This is a genomic window from Novosphingobium sp. SG720, from assembly GCF_012275365.1.
GTDB classification, from domain to species: Bacteria; Pseudomonadota; Alphaproteobacteria; order Sphingomonadales; family Sphingomonadaceae; genus Novosphingobium; species Novosphingobium rhizosphaerae.
In genome coordinates this window covers 21,729-44,381 of record NZ_JAAZQN010000009.1, presented here as the reverse complement: position 1 = coordinate 44,381, position 22,653 = coordinate 21,729, and the positions used below count along the sequence as shown (strand labels likewise).

Here is a 22,653-nt window from a genome sequence, read left to right as displayed (position 1 = left end):
GCCCACGCCCGGCAAACCGGGCTTAATCGCCCCAACAAGGCCCAAGAGAGCCACGAAGGGGAGAAATGATGAAGGCATTATTGTTGGTCGGCACTGCGTTTGCGGCAGTGTCGCTGCCCGTGATCGCCGCCGCGCAAGCTGCGACGCCTGGCACTGCCGTGGCGCCGGCAGCCAATGCCCAGGCCGAACCATCCGGGCAAACGACCGGGCTTGCCGAGATCGTCGTCACGGCCCAGCGCCGGGTCGAAAATGCGCAGCGCGCCGCCGTGGCGATCGATGTCGTTTCGCCTGGGCAACTGACCCGCGCCGGGGTAGTCACGGCAACGACGCTCAACGCCACGGTGCCCGCGCTGACGGTGCAGCAAGGCGGCGGCGCCAATACCACGTTCTTCGTGCGCGGCGTCGGCAACTTCACCAACAACGGCTATTCCGATCCGGCGATCGCGTTCAACCTCGATGGCGTCTATCTGGGCCGGCCCACATCGACCACCGGCACGTTCTTCGATCTGGAACGGATCGAGGTGCTAAAGGGGCCGCAAGGCACGCTGTATGGTCGCAACGCCACGGGCGGGGCCATCAATGTCATCCCCGCCAAGCCCAAGCTGGGCGAGCGGTCAGTGTCGATTTCGGGCGGTTTCGGCAATTACAATGCCATTGACGTCGAAGCTGCTGCCAATCTGCCGATCGGTGACAATGCCGCGTTCCGCCTGGCCGGCAAGATCGTGAACCGCGACGGCTACAACCAGGACGGCACGTCAGATGAAGTAGGCCAGGCCATCCGCGCCCAGTTGCTCGTCCGCCCGAGCCCCGGCGTGACGGTCAGAATCAGCGGTGACTATTCGCATCAGGGCGGCCGGGGCGTTGGCGGCAGCTATGTCGGCACGGAAAACTTCACGCCGGGCACGCCCGCAACCGCGACATCTCCGGCTAACTACACGTTCACGCCGGCGAACGTCGATCCATACAGCGGCCTCCTGTCGCGTTCGGGCAGCGCCTATTTTGCACAGGCGGTCATTCCCGGCACGTTCATCAATCCGGCCCCGCTGGTGCGCCCCTATCTCAACAACACCTACTGGGGCCTGACCGGCGAAGTGAATGCCGATCTGGCCGGGGGCACGCTCACCATCGTGCCGGCCTACCGGCATTCCAAACTCGACAACCTGTTCAATGGCCCGTCGTTCAGAGGGTCGCTCAATCGCGAGAACGACAGCCAGTTCAGCGGAGAAATGCGCTTCCAAGGTCCGCGGGTCGGTCCGTTCGACTGGTTGATCGGCGGCTACTACTTCGACGAAACCGTCAAGGGGCAGTACGGCATCAACCAGTACCAGATCATCTCCTTCCAGGATTTTACGTCGAAGACCACGTCTTACGCCACCTTTGGACGGGTAACTGCCCATCTTGGCGATGCGGTGCGGTTTGTCGCGGCCGGGCGCTACACGCACGACAGCAAGACGTTCAACGGCAGCTCCGACACGCTCGTCGAACTGTGCAACAACGCGCCACCGCCGTTCGGCACCGGCTGCTTTGGCGGGCCATCGCTGCCCGTTGTCCAGACCCTAGCCCAGGTGCCGGGCGTACCTGCACTGCCCGGGCCAGCCAATGCGGTTCCCTATGGTTCGGCCGGCAACATCCTGTTCTACATTCCCAACCAGGTGAATGCCGCGATCAGCAAGGGCCGCTTGACCTATCGCCTGGCCGCCGAATACGATGTTGCACGCGCATCGCTGCTCTACGCCAGCTATGAAACGGGCTATCGCTCGGGTGGCTTCTCCAACGCCCCCGGGCACGAAACCTTCGCCCCCGAATATGTCGAGGCGTGGACGCTCGGCTCGAAGAACCGGTTCTTCAACAGCCGCGTGCAGTTGAACATCGAGCTGTTCCACTGGCGCTATCGCAACCAGCAGGTGTCGCACTATGGCCTGGATGCCAACAACGCCACCAACTACTTTACGGAGAACATCGGCACCTCGACCATCAAGGGTGTCGATGTGGAAGCGCAGGTGCTGGTTACGCGCAACACGCGGTTGAGCGGGACGGTCCAGTATCTCGACGCCAAGGCCACCAGCTACACCTACAACACGCCCCGTGATGCCGCTTCGCCCCCGCCGGCGGTGGGCTGTACCGTAACGCCGACAACGGCGGGTGGCGCGGCTGTCTACGCGATCGATTGCGCCGGCAAGCCCAGCTACAATTCGCCGCGCTGGTCGCTCAACGGCGGGATCGAGCAGACGATTCCGCTGGGGGACCGCAAGCTCGTGCTGAACGGCGATGCGCGCTACCGGTCCAACAGCGTCGTCGGTTTCGAATATCTCGCGCAGCAGAACAGCGGTTCGTTCTGGACATTCGATGCCTCGGCCACGTTCGGATCAACCGACGAGCGCTGGTCGATCACCGGCTATGTTCGCAACATCACGAACCAGGCGGTGCCGCTGTTCACGCAGTATGTGGCCCCAGCCGGGGGTGTGCTGTCGTCGGTCTATGCCCCGCCCCGGACGTATGGCGTGCGCCTTGGATACAAGTACTGATCAAGCCGGAGAGAACGTGATGCTGAAGATGATCATCGGCGGGCGCCGCCGCGCGGGAATGACCCACCGCGAATATTCCCGCTATGCCGAGCAGGTTCATGGTGCAACGGTGGCGCATAACCCCGGCTACATGAAGAGCTACATCCAGAATCACGTTCTCGATGCGGTCTATGGCACCCATGCGGCAGGGTGGGTGGCCGGGCCCGACTATGACTCGTTCAGCGAGATCAGCTTTCCCGACGGGGCAGCGTTTGCCCGTTCGATCGCCGATCCCTATTATCGCGAGACCATCCAGCCCGACGAACTCAACTTCGTCTGCCACAGTGCCATCATCCTGCTGGCCACCCGGACGCAGGAGGTTGGCGTACGCGCGCCCGGCGCCGCGCCGCTCAAGCTCATGCGGTTCATCGCCAGCAACGATGCCGCGCCGCCTGCCGCGTTTGCCCAGGCCTGGGCGCAGGAGGCCGGCCGCGTCGCCGATCATCCGGCCCTTGCCCCGTCCATCCGGCGCATGACCCGCAGCATCAGCATCGCGGGAGAGGCCGACGCCAATCTTCCCGCCAACTTCATCGCCAATGCGCCGCTCAGCCCGTTTGCCGGGGTGGAAAGCCTGTGGTTCGACAGTGATGACGCGTGGCGCGCGATCGATGCCTATCGCGCGGTGATCGAGGAACCCCAATCACATCTTTCCGGCCTGCTGGACCGCCGGCAGGAAGCGCTGTTCGTGGTCGAGGAGCGCACGATCGTGGCCGATCACACGGCACCCAACGCCGCAGTGGAGATGACGTGATGGCCCGTTTTGTCCAAAACCGTTGGTATCAATTCGCCTGGGCCGATGAAATTGCCGATGGTGCCGTCCTGACCCGCACGGTGCTGGATATTCCCATGGTCGCCTTCCGCACCGACGCCGGAAAGATGGCGGTGCTCGACAATCGCTGCCCCCACCGCTTTGCACCGCTCAGCGAAGGCAAGCGGGAGGGCGACACGATCGCGTGCCCCTATCACGGCTTGGTGTTCAACACCGCCGGCCAATGCGTCCGCAACCCGCACGGCGCGGCAACCTCGACGCTTGCTGTCGCCAGTTTCCCGGTGCTGGAGCGGCATAAGGCGGTGTGGATCTGGATCGGCCAACAAGAGCCGGACGAAAGCCTGCTGCCCGACCTTTCCTTCATCGATGCCGCGCCGGAAACGGCACAGCTGCGCCTGCACACCGCTGTCCAGGCCAACTACGAACTGCTCGCCGACAATATCCTCGATCTGAGCCACGCCGATTATCTGCACGCCAGCAGCCTGGGTAGCGGGTTCAACACGCGGGCGAAGTCGACCGTGGAAGAATATCCCGATCACTTCTCCATCGCCTGGCGTTCGGACAGCGACGATGCGCCGCCGGCGTTCAACCTGGAATCGCCCGCCAAGCTGTGGACCGAGGTGGATTGGTATGCGCCGGCGCTGATGGTCCTGCGCGCTGGCGGGCATCCGGTGGGCAAGCCCGAGCGCGGCATCGACACGCTCAACCTGCACAACATGACGCCCGCAACGCTGACCACCACGCACTATTTCAGCTGCAACACGCGCAACTTCCTGATCGATGACGCCGCGTTCAACGCCGTGCTGCGCAAACAGTTGGTCCACGCCTTCCAGGTCGAGGACAAGCCGATGATCGAGAAGGTCCAGCAGCAGATGGGAACGCCGGACCTGTGGTCGCTGGGGCCAAAGATGCTGCCGATCGACAAGGGCGCCGTGCTGGCCCGCCGCCGTGTTGCCAAGCTGATCGAGGCAGCGAAATAAGGCCGCGTGCCCGGCGCGGGCCGATCGCCGCGCCGGGCTTGGCCGCTATTTCCGGAACATATCCATGGCGATGGCATCGGCCATCGCCTGGTAGCCAGCAACATTGGGATGCAGCCAATCGCCCGACTGCAGCTCCGTTCGCATTCGCTTGGGATGGAGCGGGTCCCGCGTGACCGCGTCGAAATCGATCACGGGACCATCACCGGGGTTGGTTCTGATCCAGGCGTTCACCGCCTGCCGCGTCGCCTCGCCCGCCTCGGAATAATAGTCGGCGCCTTCGAACGGCAGTATGGTTGCCAGGTGAACCTTGATGCCATGGGCATGGGCGCGCGCCGTGATCTGTTGATAGGCCGCGATCAGCGCGGCGGCGGGCGTTTCGGGCGCGCTGCCGATATCGTTGATGCCCTCCAACACGATCAGGTCGGTAACGCCAGTCATGGCGAACACATCCCGATCGAGCCGCGCCAGGGCCGGAACCCCGAAGATCGCAACCGGATCAGGCGCAAGGACGCGATTGCCGCTGATCCCGACATTGATCACCGCCGCAGACGCAAGGTCCGCCGTGCCATGCAGCCTCGCGGCAAGAAAGTCGGGCCAACGTCGGTCTGCATCTGGGGTCGACATATAGCCGTCGGTGATCGAGTCACCCAATGCCGCGACAACCCGGCCGGGGGCGCCCTGCACCTCGACCGCTGTCAGGAACGGCCGCGCGGGAGTGCGGGATGCCGGGGTAAATGCACGCGTGGTGTAATCGCCGGGTGGCGAGAGCAACGTATAGGCCTGCCCATCGGCGTGACACGTGCAGGCGGTCTTCTCGTCTGTGACGTAGATCGCCACGCTGAGCTGGGCGCGCGCGGGGACGTGGATCGCGATGGCATCGCTGATCAGCGGCGATCCGGGAGCCACGGTGAAGTCGGCATTGCCATTGGCGGTCACCACGCGCGGTTCGCCCACCGTCTTGGCACCTGCCGCATCGAGCAGGCGAACCGTCACGCGACCAATGTGCAACGGCGCCGCTCCGAACTCGTTGGACAGGCGGAGGCGCACCGCATCGCCACCCGCGCTCAGGCGGATGACCTGAACGATCGTCTGGTTCGCGATGACCGGACTGACAAATTCCGGCGGAACACCGGGGCCCGCCTGCAACGACGGCGCGGGTGATGCCGTCCAACTCGCCCGCCATGCCTGCGCGCCCGCTGGCGCTCCTGCGGCAAAGGCAGCCACGATCAGCGCCGCAGCGCGAACAACCATCCAGGGCATCGTGCCGAACACTCCTGCAACAGATTCATCGCGCATGGGCCAGCGGAATCATGCTTCCTTGCCGACCCATGCTTGCAACGATGATCAATAATGGAACGAAACCTGGACGCCATAGGTCCGCGGCGCCCCCACCGTCTGCGTGATCATCCCGAACGGTGCCGTCTGGTCGGCCGCGCCGATCGCATACTTCTTGTTGGCAACGTTGCGGACGTAGGCACCGATATCGAAGCCATGCTTGTTCTGGTAAACGATGTTCAGGTTATGAATCCAGTACCCGCTCTGGGTGATATAGGGGTCGTTGGTCGAGTCGAAATACTGGAAGCTGCGATAACTTGAATTCCAGCGGAAATTGAGATCCCCGTTCAACGCGTCGAGCGGGATTTTGTAGCTGGCGGTTCCGGAAAAGCTGAACCGGGGCGCATTGGCAAGACGGTTGCCATCGAGCGGCGTGGCGCCCTGGAACATCGGCAAGCCTGCGCTGATGATCTTGGCATTGAGCCAAGCCGGCGCCAGCGTGAAGGTCAGGCCGCGAACAGGGGCGGCGGTCAGCTCCACTTCGACACCCTCGGTCCGCGCCTTGTGGGCATTGGCCAGAACCTGCGTGATCTGCTCGATCGGTCCGGCCGCAGTGTTCACGGTCTGCGGAACCTGCGCAAAGATCTGCTCGTCGATGTAGTCGTTGTAGAACAGGGCAACGTTGAAAATCAGCCGGCGATCAAACCAGCTCGTCTTCGCCCCGATTTCATAGGCAGTTACCCGCTCGGGCTTGACCGGCTGCAGCTGAAACAGGGCTTGCTCGGGGTCGCTGCTCAGAAAACTGCCGTTGAACACGCCGCTTTTGAAACCGGTCGCGACGCTGGCATACGTCAGGATCGCGTCCGTGGGGCGATAGCTGACCGCGGCGCGCCAGGTGGCATTGGTGTTGGTCTGGGTCTGGTTCGAAGAAATAAAGCCTTCCAGCGGGCCGAAATTGCCGCGCCCGCCCGACTGGTATTGCCGTGACGCGTCATACTCGAACGTCTTGCGTTCGTGGGTGAGCCGGCCCCCAAGAGTGAGCGTCACGTTGCCGAGCGTGTAGTCGGCTTGCCCGAACGCAGCCACGGAATCGGTTTTCTGATGGCTGTGGTCATAGGCACGCTGGGCGATGCCATCGAAATTGCCGGCGCCAGCGGGAATGCCGAAACCGCCGTAGAGATCACCATCGATGAAAAGATCCAGCGGTTGATCCTGGCGGAGATCTTCGTGGAGGTAGTAGAGGCCGAACACCCAGTTGAATTTTGCGGAGGTGTACGCCGCACGCAGTTCCTCGGTGTAGGTATTGGTTTTCACGCCAAATGTCGCTTCGACCAGGTTGGCCGGGTTGGCGTCGCTGTCCTCGGGAAAGTATTTGTCGTTGTGCTGAAAGGCCGAAATCGAGGTCAACGTCACGCGGCCAAGGTCGTAGTCGATCCGGGCGGTTTCGTTGAGATTGAGGTTCCGCAGATACTGCGTGCGGTTGTACTGGCCGCGATAGAAGTTGGACGGCGTGCCGAAGCCGAACATGTCGACGCAGTTGCCGGCATAGGCATCGGCGACCGAGCACACCACCGGCGCCGGATCGCTTTGCGTGCCAGGCTTCAACGTGCCGATATGACGATATTCGTTGGGCACGTTGTTGACCAGCCCGGTGGTCGAGCTGAGCAGGATTTTCAGGTTCGGCGTCGGTTTCCACAGCAACTGCGCGCGCACGGCCTTACTGTTCGTGCCATTGGCGGAAATGCCGTAGAAGTCATTCTGCATGAACCCATCGGAATGATTGTAGACGACCGCAATGCGTGCACTGAGATTGTCCGCAATCGGCCCGCCGACCGCGCCGGTGACAAATGTGGTGTTGTAGTTGCCCTGCTCGATATGGACGTCCGCCGTTAGCTGGTCGGTCGGCTTTTTCGACGTGAACAGCAGGGCGCCGCCGCTGGTATTGCGCCCGTAGAGCGTGCCCTGCGGCCCCTTGAGCACCTGCACCTGATCTAGATCGAAAATCGCAAAGCTCTGCGCCGAGGGCGCGCTGATATAGACATCGTCGATATAGACGCCGTTGGGACCAGCGTTGTTGCTGTCAAAATCATTGAGGCCAATGCCGCGAATACTGATCAAGGGCTGGTTGCCGATCCCCATCGGGCTCTGGATCATGAGGTTCGGGGTCGCCTGGGCGATATCCTCGGTGCTCTTAACGCCGATCGACTGAAGGTCCTGGCCGGACAGCGCCTGGACGGAAACCGGCACCTTCTGAATATCTTCGTTTCGGCGCTGCGCGGTAACCACGATCACACCGACCTGGTTGGAATCCGCGGCCACGGCTGCCGCCGTGTTGGCAGGGGCCGCCTGGGCGGCAGCGCTTCCGGCATATCCCAGAACCATCATCGCGCTCGTCATCAACAGCGTTCGATTTAGCAACTGCTCGGACATAAGCCCCCCTCATGTTTTGTTGTGGACCGTGGCCTTTTCGCAGCGGGCGCTCGCGCCCTCATTGCGATAGCTAGTGCTATTGAACCATGTTCGACATACCTTGGCAATAGGGGAATGCTGGGGCGGCAGATTTAGCGTGACTGGTGCTATCGCAACCCGCACAAGTCCGCCGAAAATCCAGCCATCCGGCATCGGCGAACCAGCGCCAAAACACAGCATCCATCTCCGCTGGCTCGATTTCAGCGAGACAGCCGATGGCGCGGCGAACGGGCGAATCACGCGCCGTTATTGCTCAAATATTTTACATATTTACAGTATTTTAGTGTCATAATCCCGCAATCACGACCTGCTGCCAAGCTGGGGCGCCCTGCCCCTGCGGCCGCAGATTTGGCGAATCAGATGGGGAACGCTCGCTAGCGGATCTATGCCGCCGTTGCACGGCCGCCCACCGCTGCCGAGAAACAGCGGTGAGCGTCGCTGATGCCAGTACATTATGATAGTCTATGCAATCGTTATTTTAAGCCGAATTCGGCGTGCCTGGCGATCATGCATGCGGCGCGGCCTCGCCGCCTGCGATGCGTGATCGCGTCACATAGAGACCGACAATGAGCAGAGTCGCACCAATCGCCAGCACTGCGCACAGCTGAAGCACGCGGCCCGCGCTGGCATCGTCGGCCAGCGTGGAAGCAGCGAGCGGCCCCAACCCTGATCCGACCAGGACGGCCGACGGTACCAACAGCGCCGTGCGGCGGGTCGGGTCGTTTTCGATCGACAACGGCGTCAGGAACGGGGTAATGAAAATCCAAATCGCGCCAAACAGCGTTTCGAGAACGAAAAAGGCCGCAGCCCCTGGTGGGGTGGACAAGATGAACAGCACGGCGCTCAATGCGATGCTCGAGACCATCAGCGACACAAACCAGGGCAGGCGCCGGGCAAGAAATATCGCGGCAAAACCACCCACCACCTGCGCTCCCAGCGAGGCGGGCACCGCAAACGCAACCTGCTGCGGTGTCATGCCGGCCTGGCGGCCCAGCGGCTCGAAATAGACCCACGCCCCAACGATGCAGCTTTGGATCAAAAGCGATGCCGCCAGGACAACCCACCCCCGCAGCGGGGGCAGACCCGATACCTGCGCGGGATCACGCGGCAGGGGATTCAAGCGCTTGGGCAGCAAGGGAACCAGAAGCAGTGCGGCAGTGGCCAGGACGGCGATCGTCACGGGCACACCATCGCGGGCATTGGGAGCGGCAATGGCAAGACCGGTGGAAGTTGCGAACTGAATGATCGCCTGGGTCAGCAGAAACGCAGCCGACAACGCCGTAGGGCGAGCGGAGCGGACGATGACGCCGGTGGTCATCCACACCAGCACACCCGCCGAGAGGCCGACCAGCCCACGCACGAAAAGCACGCCCAATCCGCTGGTCCAAACCGTTGCGAGATTGAGCGACGCGACCAGCGCCAGGGCAACGAGCGTGGAAAGCCAGACCGAAACACGCTCCAGGAACGACTCGGCAATGACGACGCCGATGCCGATCGAGACGAGTTCGGCTGCCGCGACATGCCCCACTTGAGCCGCCGAAAGGCGGTCGGCGGCGAGCAGCGCCCCGAAGAAGACCGGCTGGACGCCGGCTATGACGAGCCCGACCGTGCCGATCAAGAGCGCCGCTGCCATCGCGGCCCGGCTCAAGGCGCCTTGCCCCGCGTTCGCCTGGCTATCTGCTGTCACCGTGCCGCTCCTTCTTGCGAGGTCAAGGTACTGTTATTCCAAACTTCGCTCCGTCGGCATCGGCAACACGATACGGCCATGGGGTCGCGCGCAGCGCCCACCGCCGCCCTGGGTCAACTTGCCTTTTCGTACCCTGTTGCCGCCTCGACCGTCACACCCAGCAGGTTACGATAATAGAGACTGACCATATTCGCGTACTCGCGCCCGATCTCGTCGCCCCACTCGGGCATGTCGGAGATGAGATCATTCGTGGCACTGCCCAGCGCCGTGCTCAGCAGGGTCGCGGCTCTCAACCGGGTCTCGTCCACGGCGGGATATTGTGCGTGGAGCTTGGCAAAGAGCACGTCGGAAACCGCCTGGGTCGAGCCGATCCGCACTTCTTGCAATACGGGCACCGCCCGCATGACCCGCAAGATCCATTCGCCGCCCGGAACTCTGCGCGCGGCCCGCCGCACCTTCGTCAAAAGATCCAGGCGATGTTCGACCACCTGCTCGAGCGGGCCATCGAAGCCGAGTTGCCCGGTCGCGATCGAGCGGAACACTACACGATCCTCGGCCTTCATCGCCCGGTCGCCCATCTCCCTGAGTATGGCATACTTGTTTGGAAAATACCGATAGAGCGCGGGCGGGGTCAGTCCCGCACGCTCACAGATCATATTGGTCGAAAGACGTTCGATGCCCACTTCGCCAAGCAACTCGCCCGCGACCTTGAGAATGATTTCAAACGTGACCTTGGAGCGATCCTGCGACGGCGCGAGCTTGGTATTGAGTTCGACATCCTGGTCGCTCCCGCTCTTTGCTTTTCTCGCCCGTGCCATCGCTGTTCCTTGAACTTTCAGATTACCTCCTGATCCACTATCCGCAGTGCCGGCCAATATCCAGCAATCGCTAGGAAGACGCGCCGACAGTCCGCGACAGCACCATGGTTTCGTCAAAGTTGGACAGCGCGCCCACAGTGCCCAAGCCCATCGCCACTTGCGCTGCGGTTGCCGTCGCGAAACGAAGCGACGCTTCTTCATCCAAGCCGCGCCGCCGCCCGGCATGGAATCCCACGCAGAAGGAATCGCCGCAGGTTGTCGTGTCGACAGGATCGATGGGCAAAGCAGGCACCTGAACCGCGTTATCCGGCTTCAACAGGATGGCGCCTTCGTGGCCAAGCTTGAAGACGCATCCCCCGGCGCCCATTGCGATGAACCGATCGGCCGCCGCGCGCAGATCGTCATTGCCGTGCAGGTGCAGCACTTCGGCCAGGCTCGGCATGAAAAGATCGACATAAGGCAGGATACGGGCAAGATCCTCCATCGTCCCCTCGCGCGGGGAGACAAGATCGCACGTTACGAACGCGCCCGCCGCCTTTGCCGCCTTCAGGATCGCGACAGCCTGCTCGGCAACGCCGGGGAAGTTTACCGCTCCCCAATGAATGGCCCGGATCTGGGGCAGCGCCGCTTCCAGTTCCCCATGCAAGGGCGTGACCATGCTTGCTCCCACCATATGATAGGTCGAACGCTGGCCGATGCTGCGCACGGGAAGCACCGTCGACGAGGTGGGAAACTGTTCGTTGGTGACGAGGAAACGGACATCGACCCCGGCCTTTTCCAAGCCATGGCGAACCGCAACCCCTTGCAGATCATCACCGATTGCCGATGCGAGGGCGACCTTTAGCCCGAGCTTTGCGGCGACCATCGCAGCCCCGCCGGCCGTTCCCGCCGGCGAGAGCAGGATCGATTCCACCAACATGCCGGTATCGATCGGCGGCAGTTCGTTCACCGGCCGCACCGCGATATCGACTGTTAGCAGGCCGACAGCGAGAAGATCAATCGACTGGTCCATGGTTGGCTCCTCGCCGCACGCGTCAGGCCAGGGCCTGGAGTTCTTCTGCGGATCTCGCTGCCGCCATCGCCAGGATTACCGGCGAAGGTTGCAGATCGGCCATGCGCGCCCGGGTCGCGGCAAACGCCCCATCTGCCGCGGCAACGGCCATGTCGATGTCAGCTTCGGTCATGCAGGCGGCGATGAACATGTTATGCCAGGGGTGGATATAGACGCCCCGCCGCAGCATCTCTTCTGCCCAGGCAAAGCCGACACGCAGATCGGGGTCATCGTCGAACAGCATGATCGGCATTTGCGACGGCCCGGTCTGGCGCAAGCCGAACCCGTGCCGCTCGGCTGCGCTGGCCAAGCCGGCCCGCAGCCGGTCGCCCATGCGGATCATCTGTTCAAGGTAATCGCTTTCGCGGATGATGCGAAGCGTCTCGAGCGAGGCTGCCATTGGCATAGCCGCGAACCAATAGGAGCCGGTGACATAGATCGAGCCAGCGCCCTTGCGGCAGCGATCCGATCCCAGCAGTATGGACAAGGGCTGTCCGTTCGCCACGGCCTTGCCCCAGCAGCTCAGATCGGGCTGCACGCCGACGAGCGACCAGCTGCAATCGCGCGCCAGCCGGAAACCAGCGCGCACATCATCGACAACCAGCATGGCCCCGGTTTCGTCGCACAACTCCCTTGCCCGGCGCGCATAGACCGGATCGGGCAGCGCCTGGTCGAAAAAGGCATCGTGCTTGAACGGCGTGGCGAAAATGGCGGCCAGATCGTCGCCCGCGGCGCGCACGGCGGCCTCGAGGCTCTCGGCATTGTTGTATTCGTAATAGCGCAGCATGGCGCGATCTTCGGCCACGACGCCGACGGGATTGGGCGTGCACCAGGGCGCCGCGCCGTGATAGGCGCCCTTGGCCAGGAGCACGATCCGTTTGCCGGTTTGCGCACGTGCGGCAACCATCGCCATGCTGGTGGCATCGGTGCCGTTCTTGCAGAACATCGCCCAGTCCGCGTGAGTCACCATGGCAACCAGTGCTTCGGCAAGATCGACCATCACCGGCGATGGCCCGGTCATGGTGTCGCCTTTCGCCGCCTGCGCCGCGGCGGCCGCGTCCACCCGCTGGTCCCGATACCCAAGCAAGCTCGGTCCATAGGCGCACATGAAATCAAGATAGCGGTTGCCATCGGCATCCCAGATATAGGCGCCCTCGGCCCGCTCGAAAAACTGCGGGAACGTGGCGGGCAGTGCATGCACCGCCTCGTGGCCATACATGCCGTTGGGAATGACCTTGAGTGCGCGAGCCTTGAGATCGCGATCGGCAGTACGATCCATAGAAACCTCGACAATGATAGTGTGAACTATTTAAATTTGAGCTTGCGGGGTTGTCAATTTGCTTTCCGCAAAGGCGGGAAATATCGAACCATAGAAACCCCATTTTCAACCAATCGATAGACAGTATCCGCCATGGTCGATGGGTTAAAATCGGCGCTCATCCGTTTTTCCATCGCCTAAAATTGCAGATCATTATCAGTCGATTACAGGGAGTTTTATCTAAATCAGAACTATCCTATCGACCGTAGGACATCTTTGCGATCTTTTCTCGGAACGCATCCATATCTTCGGCCGAAAGATGATTGGGCTCACCCAGTTGCTGCGCCAGAAGATATTGCCGGCAGAGGATCTCAAGCCGATGGGCAAACATCATCGCGATGGGCATCGAAGGCCCGCGCGCGGTCATGCCGTGATTGGCCATGAGGCAGGCGTAGCGGTCGATCAGCGCGTGCGAGACATCGTGCGCGAGTGCTTCGCTTCCAAAGGTTGAATAGGGCACGCACGGCACGTCATCCCCACCAAACAGGCCGACAAGGTAGTGAAACGGCGGCAAGGAATGGCAGTGGCACGAAACCGCGACACAATTATCGGAATGGGTATGGACGATTGCCGTGGTATTGGCATCGTTGCGGTATATTCTGGCATGTAGCTGCCATTCGCTCGAAGGATTGAGACTTTTGTCCCAATCGCCCGATGCGTTGACATAGACAATGCTCTCTTCACAAATATTGTCACCATCCGCACCAGCCGGTGAAATGAGCATGCCATTTCCAAAACGGACGCTCAGGTTTCCCGAAGACAGCTCGGTCAAGCCAAGGTCCACAACCCGCCGGTAAGCCTCTGCGAGCTGGTTTCTGGCCTGCTTTTCGGTCTGATCGCTCATGAGCCCTCCTTGCGCGAAACCCGCCGCCGAAAGCGCCTTTCAAAGGCACGATTCGCTCCATCCAGATGCACAGATACCGCAGCCAATAGAATAGTCCAGACTATTGTTAATGTCAGCCGCATGCGCTACGCTGCAACTGCGCTTGACGAGAAGGGATGTCAGGAATGGACACTGTCGAGATCGGAAGCCTGGGAACGCTTGCCGAGTTCGGTTTCACCGGCGGCCGCGACAGCATCCGCCCCTTTGCCGAGCGCGTTTTCGCCGGGCCCGAACCGCGTTTCCTGCAGGACCAGGACGGGAACCTGGCGGTTTTCCGCAATGCGGATTTGCAGAAACTGGGCGCCCTGCCCCAGATCGGCAACGTTCCCGCCGGGGTGCTGTTTGGCGAGTCGCTCACGCGCATGGACGATCCCGCGCCGCCCTTGGGTGCCGAAGTCGCGCGCGTGGTGGCAAACCAGGTCTTCACCGCCAATCCGCCGATCCATCGCCCTGTGCGCAAGGCACTGGTTTCCCGCCTCGGCCCCAAAGAGGTGAGCGCGATGCGGCCGGTGGCAGAGGAAACCGTGCAGCAAATCCTCGATGAGCTTGCCCCATTTGGCGAGATAGACGTGATGCGCGATGTCGCCGAGCGGCTCACCTGCGGGTTCTGGGGCCGCATGCTGGAGATGGACGCCGGCGAAATCGTGGCGATGCAGGCCTATACGCGGGACCTGACCCGGCTTTTTCACTTCAACCGCGACGCCCAAGACTACATCGTGCTCGATAACGCCATGCGCGGGTATTGGCGCGTGATCAGGGCAGCGGCCGAGCGTAGCCTTCGGCGGGGCGAAAACCTCTTCGTCGTTGCCCTGACTGACGACCTCAAGCGGATCGATCTACCGGACGATCCCGCGGAGGCGGGAATCGTTCCACGCGACGTTGGCGCCATGCTGGCCGGAAACCTGATCGACGGATTTCATACCGCGGCACTTGGTGCCGCCAACACGCTGTTCGCGCTGCTGAAAAATCCAGACGCCCTGGCGCAGGTGCACGCCGACCGGCAACTCGTGGCCAATGCCATCTTCGAAGCATTGCGTATCGAGCCGCCGGTGATCCACCTGCCCCGCTGGGCAATGGAGGAGGTTATCTTTGCGGGCGTGCGCATTCCACGCGGTGCGATCGTCTCGCTGATGTGGGGCGTCGGCGGTTTCGACCCTGCGGCCGTGCCCGATCCAATGCGGTTCGACCTCGACCGCTCGCGCAAGGGCAGCACGACGTTCGGCGGTGGCCAGCACATCTGCCCTGGCCGCTATGTGGCCGTGATGCTGGTCGAAGTGCTGCTCGACGCGGTGATGGCGCGCGGCCTGACGCTCACCCCTGGAACGACAGCGCCGCAATGGATTCCGGCGCATGCCATGGGCCAGATGGAGCGCTTTCCACTTTGTCTGGTGCCGGCATCCTGACTGCCCAAACGCCTGGCCGACGCAGCGCCAACCCAGACAGCAACAATACTGATCATTACCGCCCTGGCTGGTTCAAATGAACCGCGGGGACGCCGATTTGAGAGGAGCCAACATGCGCGATTACACACGATTTTACATCGACGGCCAATGGGTTGAACCGGCCGGCCAAGACACCCTCGATGTGCTCAATCCCGCGACCGAGGCGATCGCCGGCCGTATTGCGCTGGGCACCGCAGCCGACGTCGACAAGGCCGTTCACGCCGCGCGGCGCGCGTTTCCCGGCTGGTCTGCCACCAGCCGGGAAGACCGGCTCGGCATCCTGGGCAGCATTCTGGCGGAATACCAGAAGCGCGCCGACGATCTTGCTGCGGCCGTGACCGAGGAAATGGGTGCGCCGGTCTCGCTGGCGCGCAATGCCCAGGTACAGATCGGGTTGGCGCACCTCGCCACTGCGCTGGAAATTCTCAAGACGTTTCCATTCACCCAGGAGCGCGGACAGACACTGATCGCGCGCGAGCCGATCGGGGTCTGCGGGCTGATCACACCGTGGAACTGGCCGCTCAACCAGATCACCTGCAAAGTGGCGCCGGCCATTGCCACAGGCTGCACCATGGTGCTCAAGCCATCGGAGATCGCCCCCTTTTCCGCGCAGATCTTCACCGAGATCCTGGAAGCCGCCGGGCTTCCCGCTGGCGTGTTCAACCTGGTTCATGGCGACGGCGTCGGTGTGGGCGTGCCGCTGTCATCGCATCCCGAAGTCGACATGGTGTCGTTTACCGGATCGACGCGGGCAGGCATCGAAGTGGCGCGCAACGCCGCTGCAACCGTCAAGCGGGTGGCGCAGGAACTGGGTGGCAAGAGCCCGCACATCGTGCTCGACGATGCCTATCTGCCGCAAAGCGTTGCCGGCGGCGTACAAGGCATGATGGTCAACTCCGGCCAGTCGTGCAATGCGCCGTCGCGCATGCTCGTGCCAGCCGCGCGCATGGCCGAAGCGATCGAAAGTGCGCGCGCTGCCGCCAGCAGCATCACCGTCGGGCCGCCCGACGGCAACGCCCAGATCGGCCCCGTTGCCTCGCAGGCCCAATTCGACAAGATTCGCGGGCTTATCCAATCAGGCATCGATGAGGGCGCCACGCTGGTCGCCGGCGGGGTCGAGCGCCCCGAAGGCCTGGACAAGGGCTATTATGTCCAGCCCACGGTGTTCGCCAACGTGACGCCTGACATGACCATCGCGCGGGAGGAAATCTTCGGTCCCGTCCTGTCGATCATGGCCTACCAGACCCTCGACGAGGCGATCGCGATCGGCAACGACACCGAATATGGGCTCGCCGCCTATGTGAGCGGGGCAGACATCGAAACGGCGCGCAAGGTGGCGGCCAGAATGCGTGCGGGCCAGGTATCGATCAATGGCGCGCGTGACCTGATGGCGCCGTTCGGCGGCTACAAGCGCAGCGGCAATGGCCGCGAATGGGGCGATTTCGGCTTTCACGAGTTCGTCGAGGTCAAGGCCGTGCTGGGTTACGCCGGCCAAGGTTGAACATTGCGCAGCGCCGCGCTGAGGATTTTCTCTGACCATTGCAAATCGAGCTGCCCAAGCAGTCATGAAAAGGATGCGATATGAGCGTTGCAATTTCGGTCCCGGAAACCGGGCTCTTCAATCCCAACCCGTCTGACAACTGGAAACCTGTGGAAGGGTCTCCCACGATGAAGACGTGGCTGGAATTCCAGACAGCAGACAAGGCCATGGTGACCGGGACCTGGCATTCCACCACCGGCACCTGGCATTCCGAGAACACGCCCTATCACGAATATATCTATCTGATCGCGGGCGCGATCGAACTGACTGCCGATGGCGGCGAAACGGTCAGCGTCAAGGCCGGGGATGCCTTCCTGGTCGAGGCAGGGTTCACCGGCACCTGGAAAGTGACCGAACCGGTGGAGAAGCGGTTCTGCCTGCGGCTGGCGTGATCCCCACCTGACACCCAGGTGGGCAGACCGCCGTCGCTAGAAGGCCTGCTCCGACCGCATGCCGGGGCAGGCCTTCTTTTTCCCGTGCAACAGGAACGGTTCTGGCGGTCTAGGCGGCGTGGACGTCGAGACGATAGAATTTGGCAGCTGAGCGCGCGAACAGCCACGATTTCTCGTCTGCCGAGGCCGACTGCGTCAGGCGTTTGAACGCGTTCCACGTTTCGACATAGTCCGCGCCCCAGCGGTCGACCGGAAAGTTGCTTTCGAACAGCGCGCGATCCGTCCCAAACGCTTCGATGCAGCTTTCGATATAGGGCTGCCACAGGCGTGCGAGAGTCGCAGAGCCAACGCGCTGCGTGGGCCCGAGGCCGTCGAGCATCGTGAAGGGCATGCCCAACCCGCCCAACTTGACGTGGACGTTGGGGCAGGTCGCCAGTTCGCGGATGGCGCGCTGCCAGTCGGGAAAGGTCGCTGCCAGCGTGCCGCGGTGCCGGGCGATCCCCAGCGGCGTGCCAACGTGATCCAGCATGATCGGCACGTGCGGAAACGCGCGGGCGAGGTCCATCACTTCCCCGATCTGCGGCGCGAACACCCAGGCATCGAACGACAGGTCTGCCTCGGCCAATGCGGCAAAGCCGCGCCGAAAAGCGTCGCTGCCATAGAGCCCACGGGGCGCCGGGGCGACCGGGCCGAGCACACGCTCGTCGTCATGCGGGCCAATGTTGCGGATGCCACGCAGCTTGCCCGCCCCGGCCGCTTTCGCCCGCGCCAGCGCCGCAGCCGCATCATCGCTGGTCAGATCGACATAGCCAACGATCGCCGCGCACGGCTGGCCTCCCGAAGGATCGCCCGCGCCTGCCTGCGCGATTTCCACGACGCGTTCGATCTCACCCAGCGCGCGATCGTTCTCCGATCCATGCTCGTGGTAGAATGCGCCGCATTCGACATAGACGGTTGCGACGATGTTATGGCCGGTGCGCAAGTCCGCCAGAAACTCGTCGCGCAGATATACGGGGTCTTGCGCAAAGACATCGTTGAACGGGTGCGCCGCCTTTGCTGCATAGTGGCTTTCGGGATGATCCTCCCAAAGGTGATGGTGCGGATCGATGATCGGCAGATCGGGATCGATCGCGTCCTCGCGCGGCACCATCCGCGCTGCGTTACCCAGCCCCATGCTATTCGCTGTCCTTCGCTGTGGCCCGATACCGCCCCTGCCCTGCCCCAAGCGCGTCGGCCATTGTGACCCGTTGCACGGCGGTTCCGGGCCGGCAAAGCGGCGGGAGCGCATATTAATAGCTATCGCTATTGATTGGGTCAACCCGGTGCGATAGCATGCGCATTACGCATAGCGGCCCGGCTGAGCCAAAATCAGCGCCGCAGTTGCAGTAAAAATAGCGGTTGATGGACAGGAGAACTGAAATGGACACACTCGCACCGGCAGACCGGACAACCGCACAGACCGATGCCGCATCGCAGGAATGGCAGATCCGCGTAGAACTGGCCGCGCTCTATCGGCTTGTCGCCCTGCACGGCTGGGATGACGCGATCTACACCCACATTTCGGCGCGACTGCCCGGGGATGATCACCATTTCCTGATCAATCCCTATGGGATGTTTTTCGAAGAGATCACCGCCTCTTCGCTGGTCAAGATCGATCTGGATGGCAAGATCATCGCGCCGACGCCGTACAAGGTGAACCCGGCTGGCTTCACGATCCATTCGGCGATCCACGGCGCGCGCGAAGACGCCCGGTTCGTCATGCACCTCCACTCTGACCACGGCGTTGCCGTATCGACCCACAGCGAGGGGCTTCTGCCGCTGACGCAGCACGCGCTGATCGCGCTGCCCTCGATCAGCTACCACGGGTATGAAGGGATCGCGCTCAACCTTGCGGAGCGCGAGCGCATCGTCGCGGACCTGGGCGACAAAAAGACCATGATCCTGCGCAACCATGGCACGCTTGCAGTAGGAGAAACAGCGGCAGAGGCATGGCTCGGCATGTATTACCTTGAAAAGGCATGTGCCCAGCAGGTGGCTGCCCTGTCGATCGGGCGGGACAAGGTGATGCTTGCGCCGGCCGCTGCGCAGGAAGAGGTGCGGCAGCAGGTGAGCACCGGACGCGCAAAATCGGCGATGCTGGCTTGGCCGGGTTTCCTGCGCCAGCTCGATCGCCGCCTGCCCGGTTATGATAGCTGACGTCCTGCCGGTTCAAGCACGGCGGGACAGCGCGTCAGGCTTTGCCCCGCCGTTGCTGCCGCGGCAACTGTATCTGGAACACCGCGCCGCCGTCCGGGCGGTCGCCTGCCAGGACTGTCCCGCCGTGCGCCTCGACAACCGCTTTCACCACGGCGAGGCCAAGGCCGCTGCCCCCGTGCACGCGGCTGCGCGACGGTTCACCCCGCCAAAAGCGACGAAACACCTGATCGGGTTCGTGCGAGGGTAAACCGGGGCCACGATCGGTAACGATCAGCAAGGCGCTGGCGCCGTCGATTTTCGTTTCCACTTCAACCACCCCACCCGATGCGGCATGCCGGCGGGCATTGTCGACAAGCGCGAGCAGGACCTGTCCCAGCCGTTGCGCATCGATCTCGACCAGGGTTGGCGCGAGGCGCGTTTCCAGGCGCATGCCGGCGGTGGCCAGGATCGGCTCGAGGGCGTGCAGGTGGGTGGCGGCGAGCAGCGCCAAATCGGCCAAACGCACATTCAGCTCGAGACGGCCGGTGTTGGCGAGGCTGAGAGTCTGCAAATCCTCGACAATGCGCGCGAGCAGATCCACCTCCTGGATCAGCGCGGCGATCGCGGCACCATCGGTGGCAAACACCCCATCCAGCTGGCCTTGCAGCCGCCCGCGCAAGATCGTCAGTGGAGTGCGCAACTCGTGGGCGATGGCCGCAGAGCCTTCGCGCAGATCACGGTCATAGGCTTCCAGCGCTTCGGCCATGCTGTTGAAATCGGAAAGCAACTGCCGAAGCTCGCCTGCGCCGGGCGGCCCTTCGGCCGCGCGCGCCGACAGATCGCCCAAGGTGATCGCGCGCGCCGCATGGCTCACTGCCTCGATCGGGCGGGCAAGGCGGGTGGCCAGCGCCAGGCCAACCGCGATGCCGAACATCGATGCCAGCGCGGCCAATCCGATCAGCAGCACGCTCTGTTCGTGATCGATGGTCTGCGCGATCCGCACCCGCTCCTTGTAAAGCGCAACAGCGGCTGCCGCCGGCGGCCTGCCCCCGGCGTCGACCTCCATCAGCGTCTGGCGCGCAACCGGATCGAGCGCATTGAGCATCATCTGCTCTTGCCATCGCGCAAAGAGATTGAGCCCGACATAGCCGAACAGGATGGCCAGCAGGATGGCCAGGATCATCGCCGCGGCCAGTTGCGTGCGCAGGCGCAGCGTGCGCCACATCATCGCGCCGACAATCGATAGCCGACGCCGCGCACGCTTTCGAGCACGTCGCCAGCCCCGGCCATCTCCAGCTTGCGCCGCAATTTCGACAGGTGGCTGTCGACGGTCCGTTCGAGCGCCTCTCCTTCGGGCAGGCAGGCATCGAGCAGCGCGCCGCGACCGACCACCCGTGGGCTTGCGCGGGCGAGATATTCCAGCAAGCGGAATTGCGTGATGGTCGTCTCGATCAGGCGGCGCGGCCCCTCCCCTGCGGAAACCGACACGAGATGCGCATCGCAGTCTATCTCGATCACCCCGATCCGCAGCCGCTGCGGCACGCTTTGCGATCTTGCCCGGCGCAGCACGGCAGCAGACCTCGCCACGAGTTCGGCCGGATTGAAAGGTTTGACGACATAGTCGTCTGCCCCGATACGCAACCCCGCAAGGCGTTCGTAATCCTCGCCCAGCGCGGTTACCATGATGATCGGCGTGTCGGAATGCGCGCGCATCCGCGCCAAGGCCTGAAACCCGTCAAGCTTGGGCAGCTTTACATCGAGGATGACGAGGTCCGGGGCCAGCCGGTAATGGTTCTGGACGCCTTCCTCCCCATCTGCGGCGCGGACCACGCGATAGCCCTCGCGCTCGAAATAGGCCCGAATGATGTCAGCGATTTTCTGCTCGTCCTCGACGACCAGCACCAGGGGCCCGGACTCGGTCATGCAGTGTTGCCCAGCGATTGCGACATAGCAGCAGGTATTATAGCCCTGACTATATTATACAACCCAGCCGGGCGGCGCGGGAATGCCCTCCTCTCACTCCGGGGCGAACAAGCCGTTGCCCAATACCGACGTGTAGGCGTCCATGACCACGGCCAGCGAGCGATCCTTGCGCCACCCCTGCAGATCGTAGGCCGCGTTGATGGCCGCGAGCAGGAACTGTGCGGCAATGAACGGATCGACCAGGCGAACGGCGCCTTCGGCCATCCCCTCCACCAGCTCGCCCATCATGCCAAGCGCCGTGCGCTGGGCATAGCGCAGCGCCAGCGCGCGAACCGCAGGCGGCATCGCCTGATAGGCCGTCACGCGCAGCAGCGGGAACTCGTCGGCAAACTGCAACTGCAGCGCCGACTGCACCGTGGCGGAAAGCCGCTTCCACGCCGATGCCTGCTCGGCCCTGGCCCTGGTCTGCAGATCGGCCAGCCGGCGGTGGCTGGCCCGCCAGCACGCGACGACCAGATCATCCTTGGAATCGAGATGATGGTAGAAACTGCCCTTGGTGCGATTGAACTCCGCCATGATCCGCTTGACGGACGCGCCGCGATAGCCGGTGGCATTGATGAAACGCGTTGCCACGCGCAGGAAACTTTCCTGGTCGCCTGCATCGATCACCGCCCCGGGCGTGAACACGCGAACGTCCCAAGCGGTGCCGGGCGTGAGGATACCGCCGTCAAGTATCCGGAAAAAACGCTGCCGGACATTGGGCATATCACCGATCGCGAACTGCCCGAGCCATGTGCGCTGCCATAGCAGCGCCTCGTTGAGGATGTGCGCGCGCGCGATCAGCACGTCGCGGTGCGAGGCATCGCGGGCCGGGCCAAAGAAGCTGCGGATCGCCCGCAGCGTGCCGCGATACTGCTCGATCTGCGATGATCGCGCCGGCTCGTCCATCGAACGGATTTCGGAAAGGTTGGCCAGCGGCCGCTCCGACTGGCGCAAGGTTCCCGCAAAGTGCTCGAAATGCAGTTCGACGTAGCGGGCAACGCGCGCGCGGGGCGTCGGCTCTGCCTGCGCTGCATCCACCATCGCTGCCAGCCGGCCTAGCGTGTCTTCGAATACCGCCGTCAGCAACTGTTCCTTGCGGCGGAAATAGTAGGTCACGCTGGTCGTGCTCAAGCCCAGTTCGGTCGCCACGTCGGACAGCGTCATCCCGCGCATGCCCTTATCGTTCAACAGCGTCGTCGCGGCATCGACAATGCGCTGCTTCTGCCTGTCAAAACGGGTCGCGCTATCGACCAGGGCAGCGCCGGTTTCCGCGCCAGGCGTGGGAGGCATGGTGTCGCACATGCGTGCCTTATCGTCACTCGCGC

General features: G+C 63.1%; 19 protein-coding genes. 7 read left to right on the top strand and 12 right to left on the bottom strand.

Translation table 11 applies throughout. The features are described 5' to 3' along the window. The first annotated feature begins 83 nt into the window (after positions 1-83). The 3 genes from FHW94_RS21760 to FHW94_RS21750 are packed head-to-tail and all read left to right on the top strand — an operon-like array spanning position 84 to position 4,313. A complete protein-coding gene (locus tag FHW94_RS21760) occupies positions 84-2,525 on the top strand; it encodes a TonB-dependent receptor (protein WP_246866343.1) in 2,442 nt (813 codons plus the stop codon). A gap of 19 nt (positions 2,526-2,544) precedes the next feature. After that, a complete protein-coding gene (locus FHW94_RS21755) occupies positions 2,545-3,315 on the top strand; it encodes an EthD domain-containing protein (RefSeq protein WP_168557947.1) in 771 nt (256 codons plus the stop codon). Next, the gene (locus FHW94_RS21750) at positions 3,315-4,313 is read left to right on the top strand and encodes an aromatic ring-hydroxylating dioxygenase subunit alpha (protein ID WP_168557946.1); all 999 of its coding nucleotides are present in this window, start codon (positions 3,315-3,317) and stop codon (positions 4,311-4,313) included. The genes FHW94_RS21755 and FHW94_RS21750 overlap by 1 nt, the downstream gene beginning before the upstream one ends. Before the next feature lie 45 nt (positions 4,314-4,358). On the opposite strand, the gene FHW94_RS21745 is transcribed toward FHW94_RS21750, so the two are convergent. The 8 genes from FHW94_RS21745 to FHW94_RS21710 form a co-directional block, all read right to left on the bottom strand. Continuing rightward, positions 4,359-5,459: an SGNH/GDSL hydrolase family protein gene (locus tag FHW94_RS21745; RefSeq protein ID WP_168557945.1), complete on the bottom strand. Its 1,101-nt coding sequence runs from the start codon at positions 5,457-5,459 to the stop codon at positions 4,359-4,361. 198 nt (positions 5,460-5,657) lie between these two features. Continuing rightward, positions 5,658-8,018 (bottom strand): TonB-dependent receptor, encoded by a 2,361-nt coding sequence (locus FHW94_RS21740; RefSeq protein WP_168557944.1) that lies wholly within the window; start codon positions 8,016-8,018, stop codon positions 5,658-5,660. Positions 8,019-8,562: 544 nt separating this feature from the next. Continuing rightward, the gene (locus FHW94_RS21735; protein ID WP_168557943.1) at positions 8,563-9,744 is read right to left on the bottom strand and encodes a hypothetical protein; all 1,182 of its coding nucleotides are present in this window, start codon (positions 9,742-9,744) and stop codon (positions 8,563-8,565) included. A 113-nt stretch (positions 9,745-9,857) separates the two neighbouring features. Beyond that, positions 9,858-10,562 carry a TetR/AcrR family transcriptional regulator gene (locus FHW94_RS21730; RefSeq protein WP_168557942.1) on the bottom strand — a complete coding sequence of 235 codons (705 nt, stop codon included), beginning with the start codon at positions 10,560-10,562 and terminating at the stop codon, positions 9,858-9,860. 70 nt (positions 10,563-10,632) lie between these two features. Continuing rightward, positions 10,633-11,574, bottom strand: coding sequence for a PfkB family carbohydrate kinase (locus FHW94_RS21725; protein ID WP_168557941.1), 942 nt, complete (start codon positions 11,572-11,574; stop codon positions 10,633-10,635). Between the two features lie 22 nt (positions 11,575-11,596). Then, positions 11,597-12,892: an aminotransferase class III-fold pyridoxal phosphate-dependent enzyme gene (locus tag FHW94_RS21720; RefSeq protein ID WP_168557940.1), complete on the bottom strand. Its 1,296-nt coding sequence runs from the start codon at positions 12,890-12,892 to the stop codon at positions 11,597-11,599. 235 nt (positions 12,893-13,127) lie between these two features. Beyond that, positions 13,128-13,775: a class II aldolase/adducin family protein gene (locus tag FHW94_RS21715; protein WP_168557939.1), complete on the bottom strand. Its 648-nt coding sequence runs from the start codon at positions 13,773-13,775 to the stop codon at positions 13,128-13,130. A gap of 158 nt (positions 13,776-13,933) precedes the next feature. Beyond that, a complete protein-coding gene (locus FHW94_RS21710; RefSeq protein WP_168557938.1) occupies positions 13,934-14,260 on the bottom strand; it encodes a hypothetical protein in 327 nt (108 codons plus the stop codon). Positions 14,261-14,266: 6 nt separating this feature from the next. Between FHW94_RS21710 and FHW94_RS23750 the strand changes: the two genes are divergently transcribed. The 3 genes from FHW94_RS23750 (at position 14,267) to FHW94_RS21695 (ending at position 17,188) form a co-directional block, all read left to right on the top strand. After that, entirely contained in the window at positions 14,267-15,217 is a 951-nt protein-coding gene (locus FHW94_RS23750; RefSeq protein WP_168557937.1) for a cytochrome P450, read from the top strand. Between the two features lie 112 nt (positions 15,218-15,329). Beyond that, complete coding sequence (locus tag FHW94_RS21700) at positions 15,330-16,757, top strand: aldehyde dehydrogenase family protein (RefSeq protein WP_168557936.1); 1,428 nt, start codon at positions 15,330-15,332, stop codon at positions 16,755-16,757. 80 nt (positions 16,758-16,837) lie between these two features. Beyond that, positions 16,838-17,188 (top strand): cupin domain-containing protein, encoded by a 351-nt coding sequence (locus FHW94_RS21695; RefSeq protein ID WP_168557935.1) that lies wholly within the window; start codon positions 16,838-16,840, stop codon positions 17,186-17,188. Positions 17,189-17,297: 109 nt separating this feature from the next. Here the strand turns inward: FHW94_RS21695 and FHW94_RS21690 are convergent, their stop codons facing one another. Further along, a complete protein-coding gene (locus FHW94_RS21690) occupies positions 17,298-18,362 on the bottom strand; it encodes an amidohydrolase family protein (RefSeq protein WP_246866342.1) in 1,065 nt (354 codons plus the stop codon). Between the two features lie 245 nt (positions 18,363-18,607). Between FHW94_RS21690 and FHW94_RS21685 the strand changes: the two genes are divergently transcribed. Then, complete coding sequence (locus FHW94_RS21685) at positions 18,608-19,384, top strand: class II aldolase/adducin family protein (protein ID WP_168557934.1); 777 nt, start codon at positions 18,608-18,610, stop codon at positions 19,382-19,384. Between the two features lie 34 nt (positions 19,385-19,418). On the opposite strand, the gene FHW94_RS21680 is transcribed toward FHW94_RS21685, so the two are convergent. The 3 genes from FHW94_RS21680 to FHW94_RS21670 all read right to left on the bottom strand — a co-directional run bounded on the left by FHW94_RS21680 (position 19,419) and on the right by FHW94_RS21670 (position 22,630). Further along, positions 19,419-20,591: an ATP-binding protein gene (locus FHW94_RS21680; RefSeq protein ID WP_168557933.1), complete on the bottom strand. Its 1,173-nt coding sequence runs from the start codon at positions 20,589-20,591 to the stop codon at positions 19,419-19,421. Next, positions 20,588-21,286, bottom strand: a complete 699-nt coding sequence (locus FHW94_RS21675; RefSeq protein WP_082350005.1) for a response regulator — start codon at positions 21,284-21,286, stop codon at positions 20,588-20,590. Before FHW94_RS21675 ends, FHW94_RS21680 begins: the two co-directional genes overlap by 4 nt. Before the next feature lie 93 nt (positions 21,287-21,379). Further along, positions 21,380-22,630 carry a TetR/AcrR family transcriptional regulator gene (locus tag FHW94_RS21670; protein ID WP_168557932.1) on the bottom strand — a complete coding sequence of 417 codons (1,251 nt, stop codon included), beginning with the start codon at positions 22,628-22,630 and terminating at the stop codon, positions 21,380-21,382. Positions 22,631-22,653 lie beyond the last annotated feature (23 nt).

Bases quoted from the DNA above. Each gene is read 5' to 3' on its own strand.
- FHW94_RS21740 (WP_168557944.1), bottom strand. From the start codon at position 8,018: ATGTCCGAGCAGTTGCTAAATCGAACGCTGTTGATGACGAGCGCGATG.
- FHW94_RS21700 (WP_168557936.1), top strand. From the start codon at position 15,330: ATGCGCGATTACACACGATTTTACATCGACGGCCAATGGGTTGAACCG.
- FHW94_RS21720 (WP_168557940.1), bottom strand. From the start codon at position 12,892: ATGGATCGTACTGCCGATCGCGATCTCAAGGCTCGCGCACTCAAGGTC.
- FHW94_RS21695 (WP_168557935.1), top strand. From the start codon at position 16,838: ATGAGCGTTGCAATTTCGGTCCCGGAAACCGGGCTCTTCAATCCCAAC.
- FHW94_RS21690 (WP_246866342.1), bottom strand. From the start codon at position 18,362: ATGGGGCTGGGTAACGCAGCGCGGATGGTGCCGCGCGAGGACGCGATC.
- FHW94_RS21755 (WP_168557947.1), top strand. From the start codon at position 2,545: ATGCTGAAGATGATCATCGGCGGGCGCCGCCGCGCGGGAATGACCCAC.
- FHW94_RS21725 (WP_168557941.1), bottom strand. From the start codon at position 11,574: ATGGACCAGTCGATTGATCTTCTCGCTGTCGGCCTGCTAACAGTCGAT.
- FHW94_RS21670 (WP_168557932.1), bottom strand. From the start codon at position 22,630: ATGTGCGACACCATGCCTCCCACGCCTGGCGCGGAAACCGGCGCTGCC.
- FHW94_RS21750 (WP_168557946.1), top strand. From the start codon at position 3,315: ATGGCCCGTTTTGTCCAAAACCGTTGGTATCAATTCGCCTGGGCCGAT.
- FHW94_RS21710 (WP_168557938.1), bottom strand. From the start codon at position 14,260: ATGGATCGGCGGATTGGCGGTGAAGACCTGGTTTGCCACCACGCGCGC.
- FHW94_RS21730 (WP_168557942.1), bottom strand. From the start codon at position 10,562: ATGGCACGGGCGAGAAAAGCAAAGAGCGGGAGCGACCAGGATGTCGAA.
- FHW94_RS21715 (WP_168557939.1), bottom strand. From the start codon at position 13,775: ATGAGCGATCAGACCGAAAAGCAGGCCAGAAACCAGCTCGCAGAGGCT.
- FHW94_RS21680 (WP_168557933.1), bottom strand. From the start codon at position 20,591: ATGATGTGGCGCACGCTGCGCCTGCGCACGCAACTGGCCGCGGCGATG.
- FHW94_RS21685 (WP_168557934.1), top strand. From the start codon at position 18,608: ATGGACACACTCGCACCGGCAGACCGGACAACCGCACAGACCGATGCC.
- FHW94_RS21675 (WP_082350005.1), bottom strand. From the start codon at position 21,286: ATGACCGAGTCCGGGCCCCTGGTGCTGGTCGTCGAGGACGAGCAGAAA.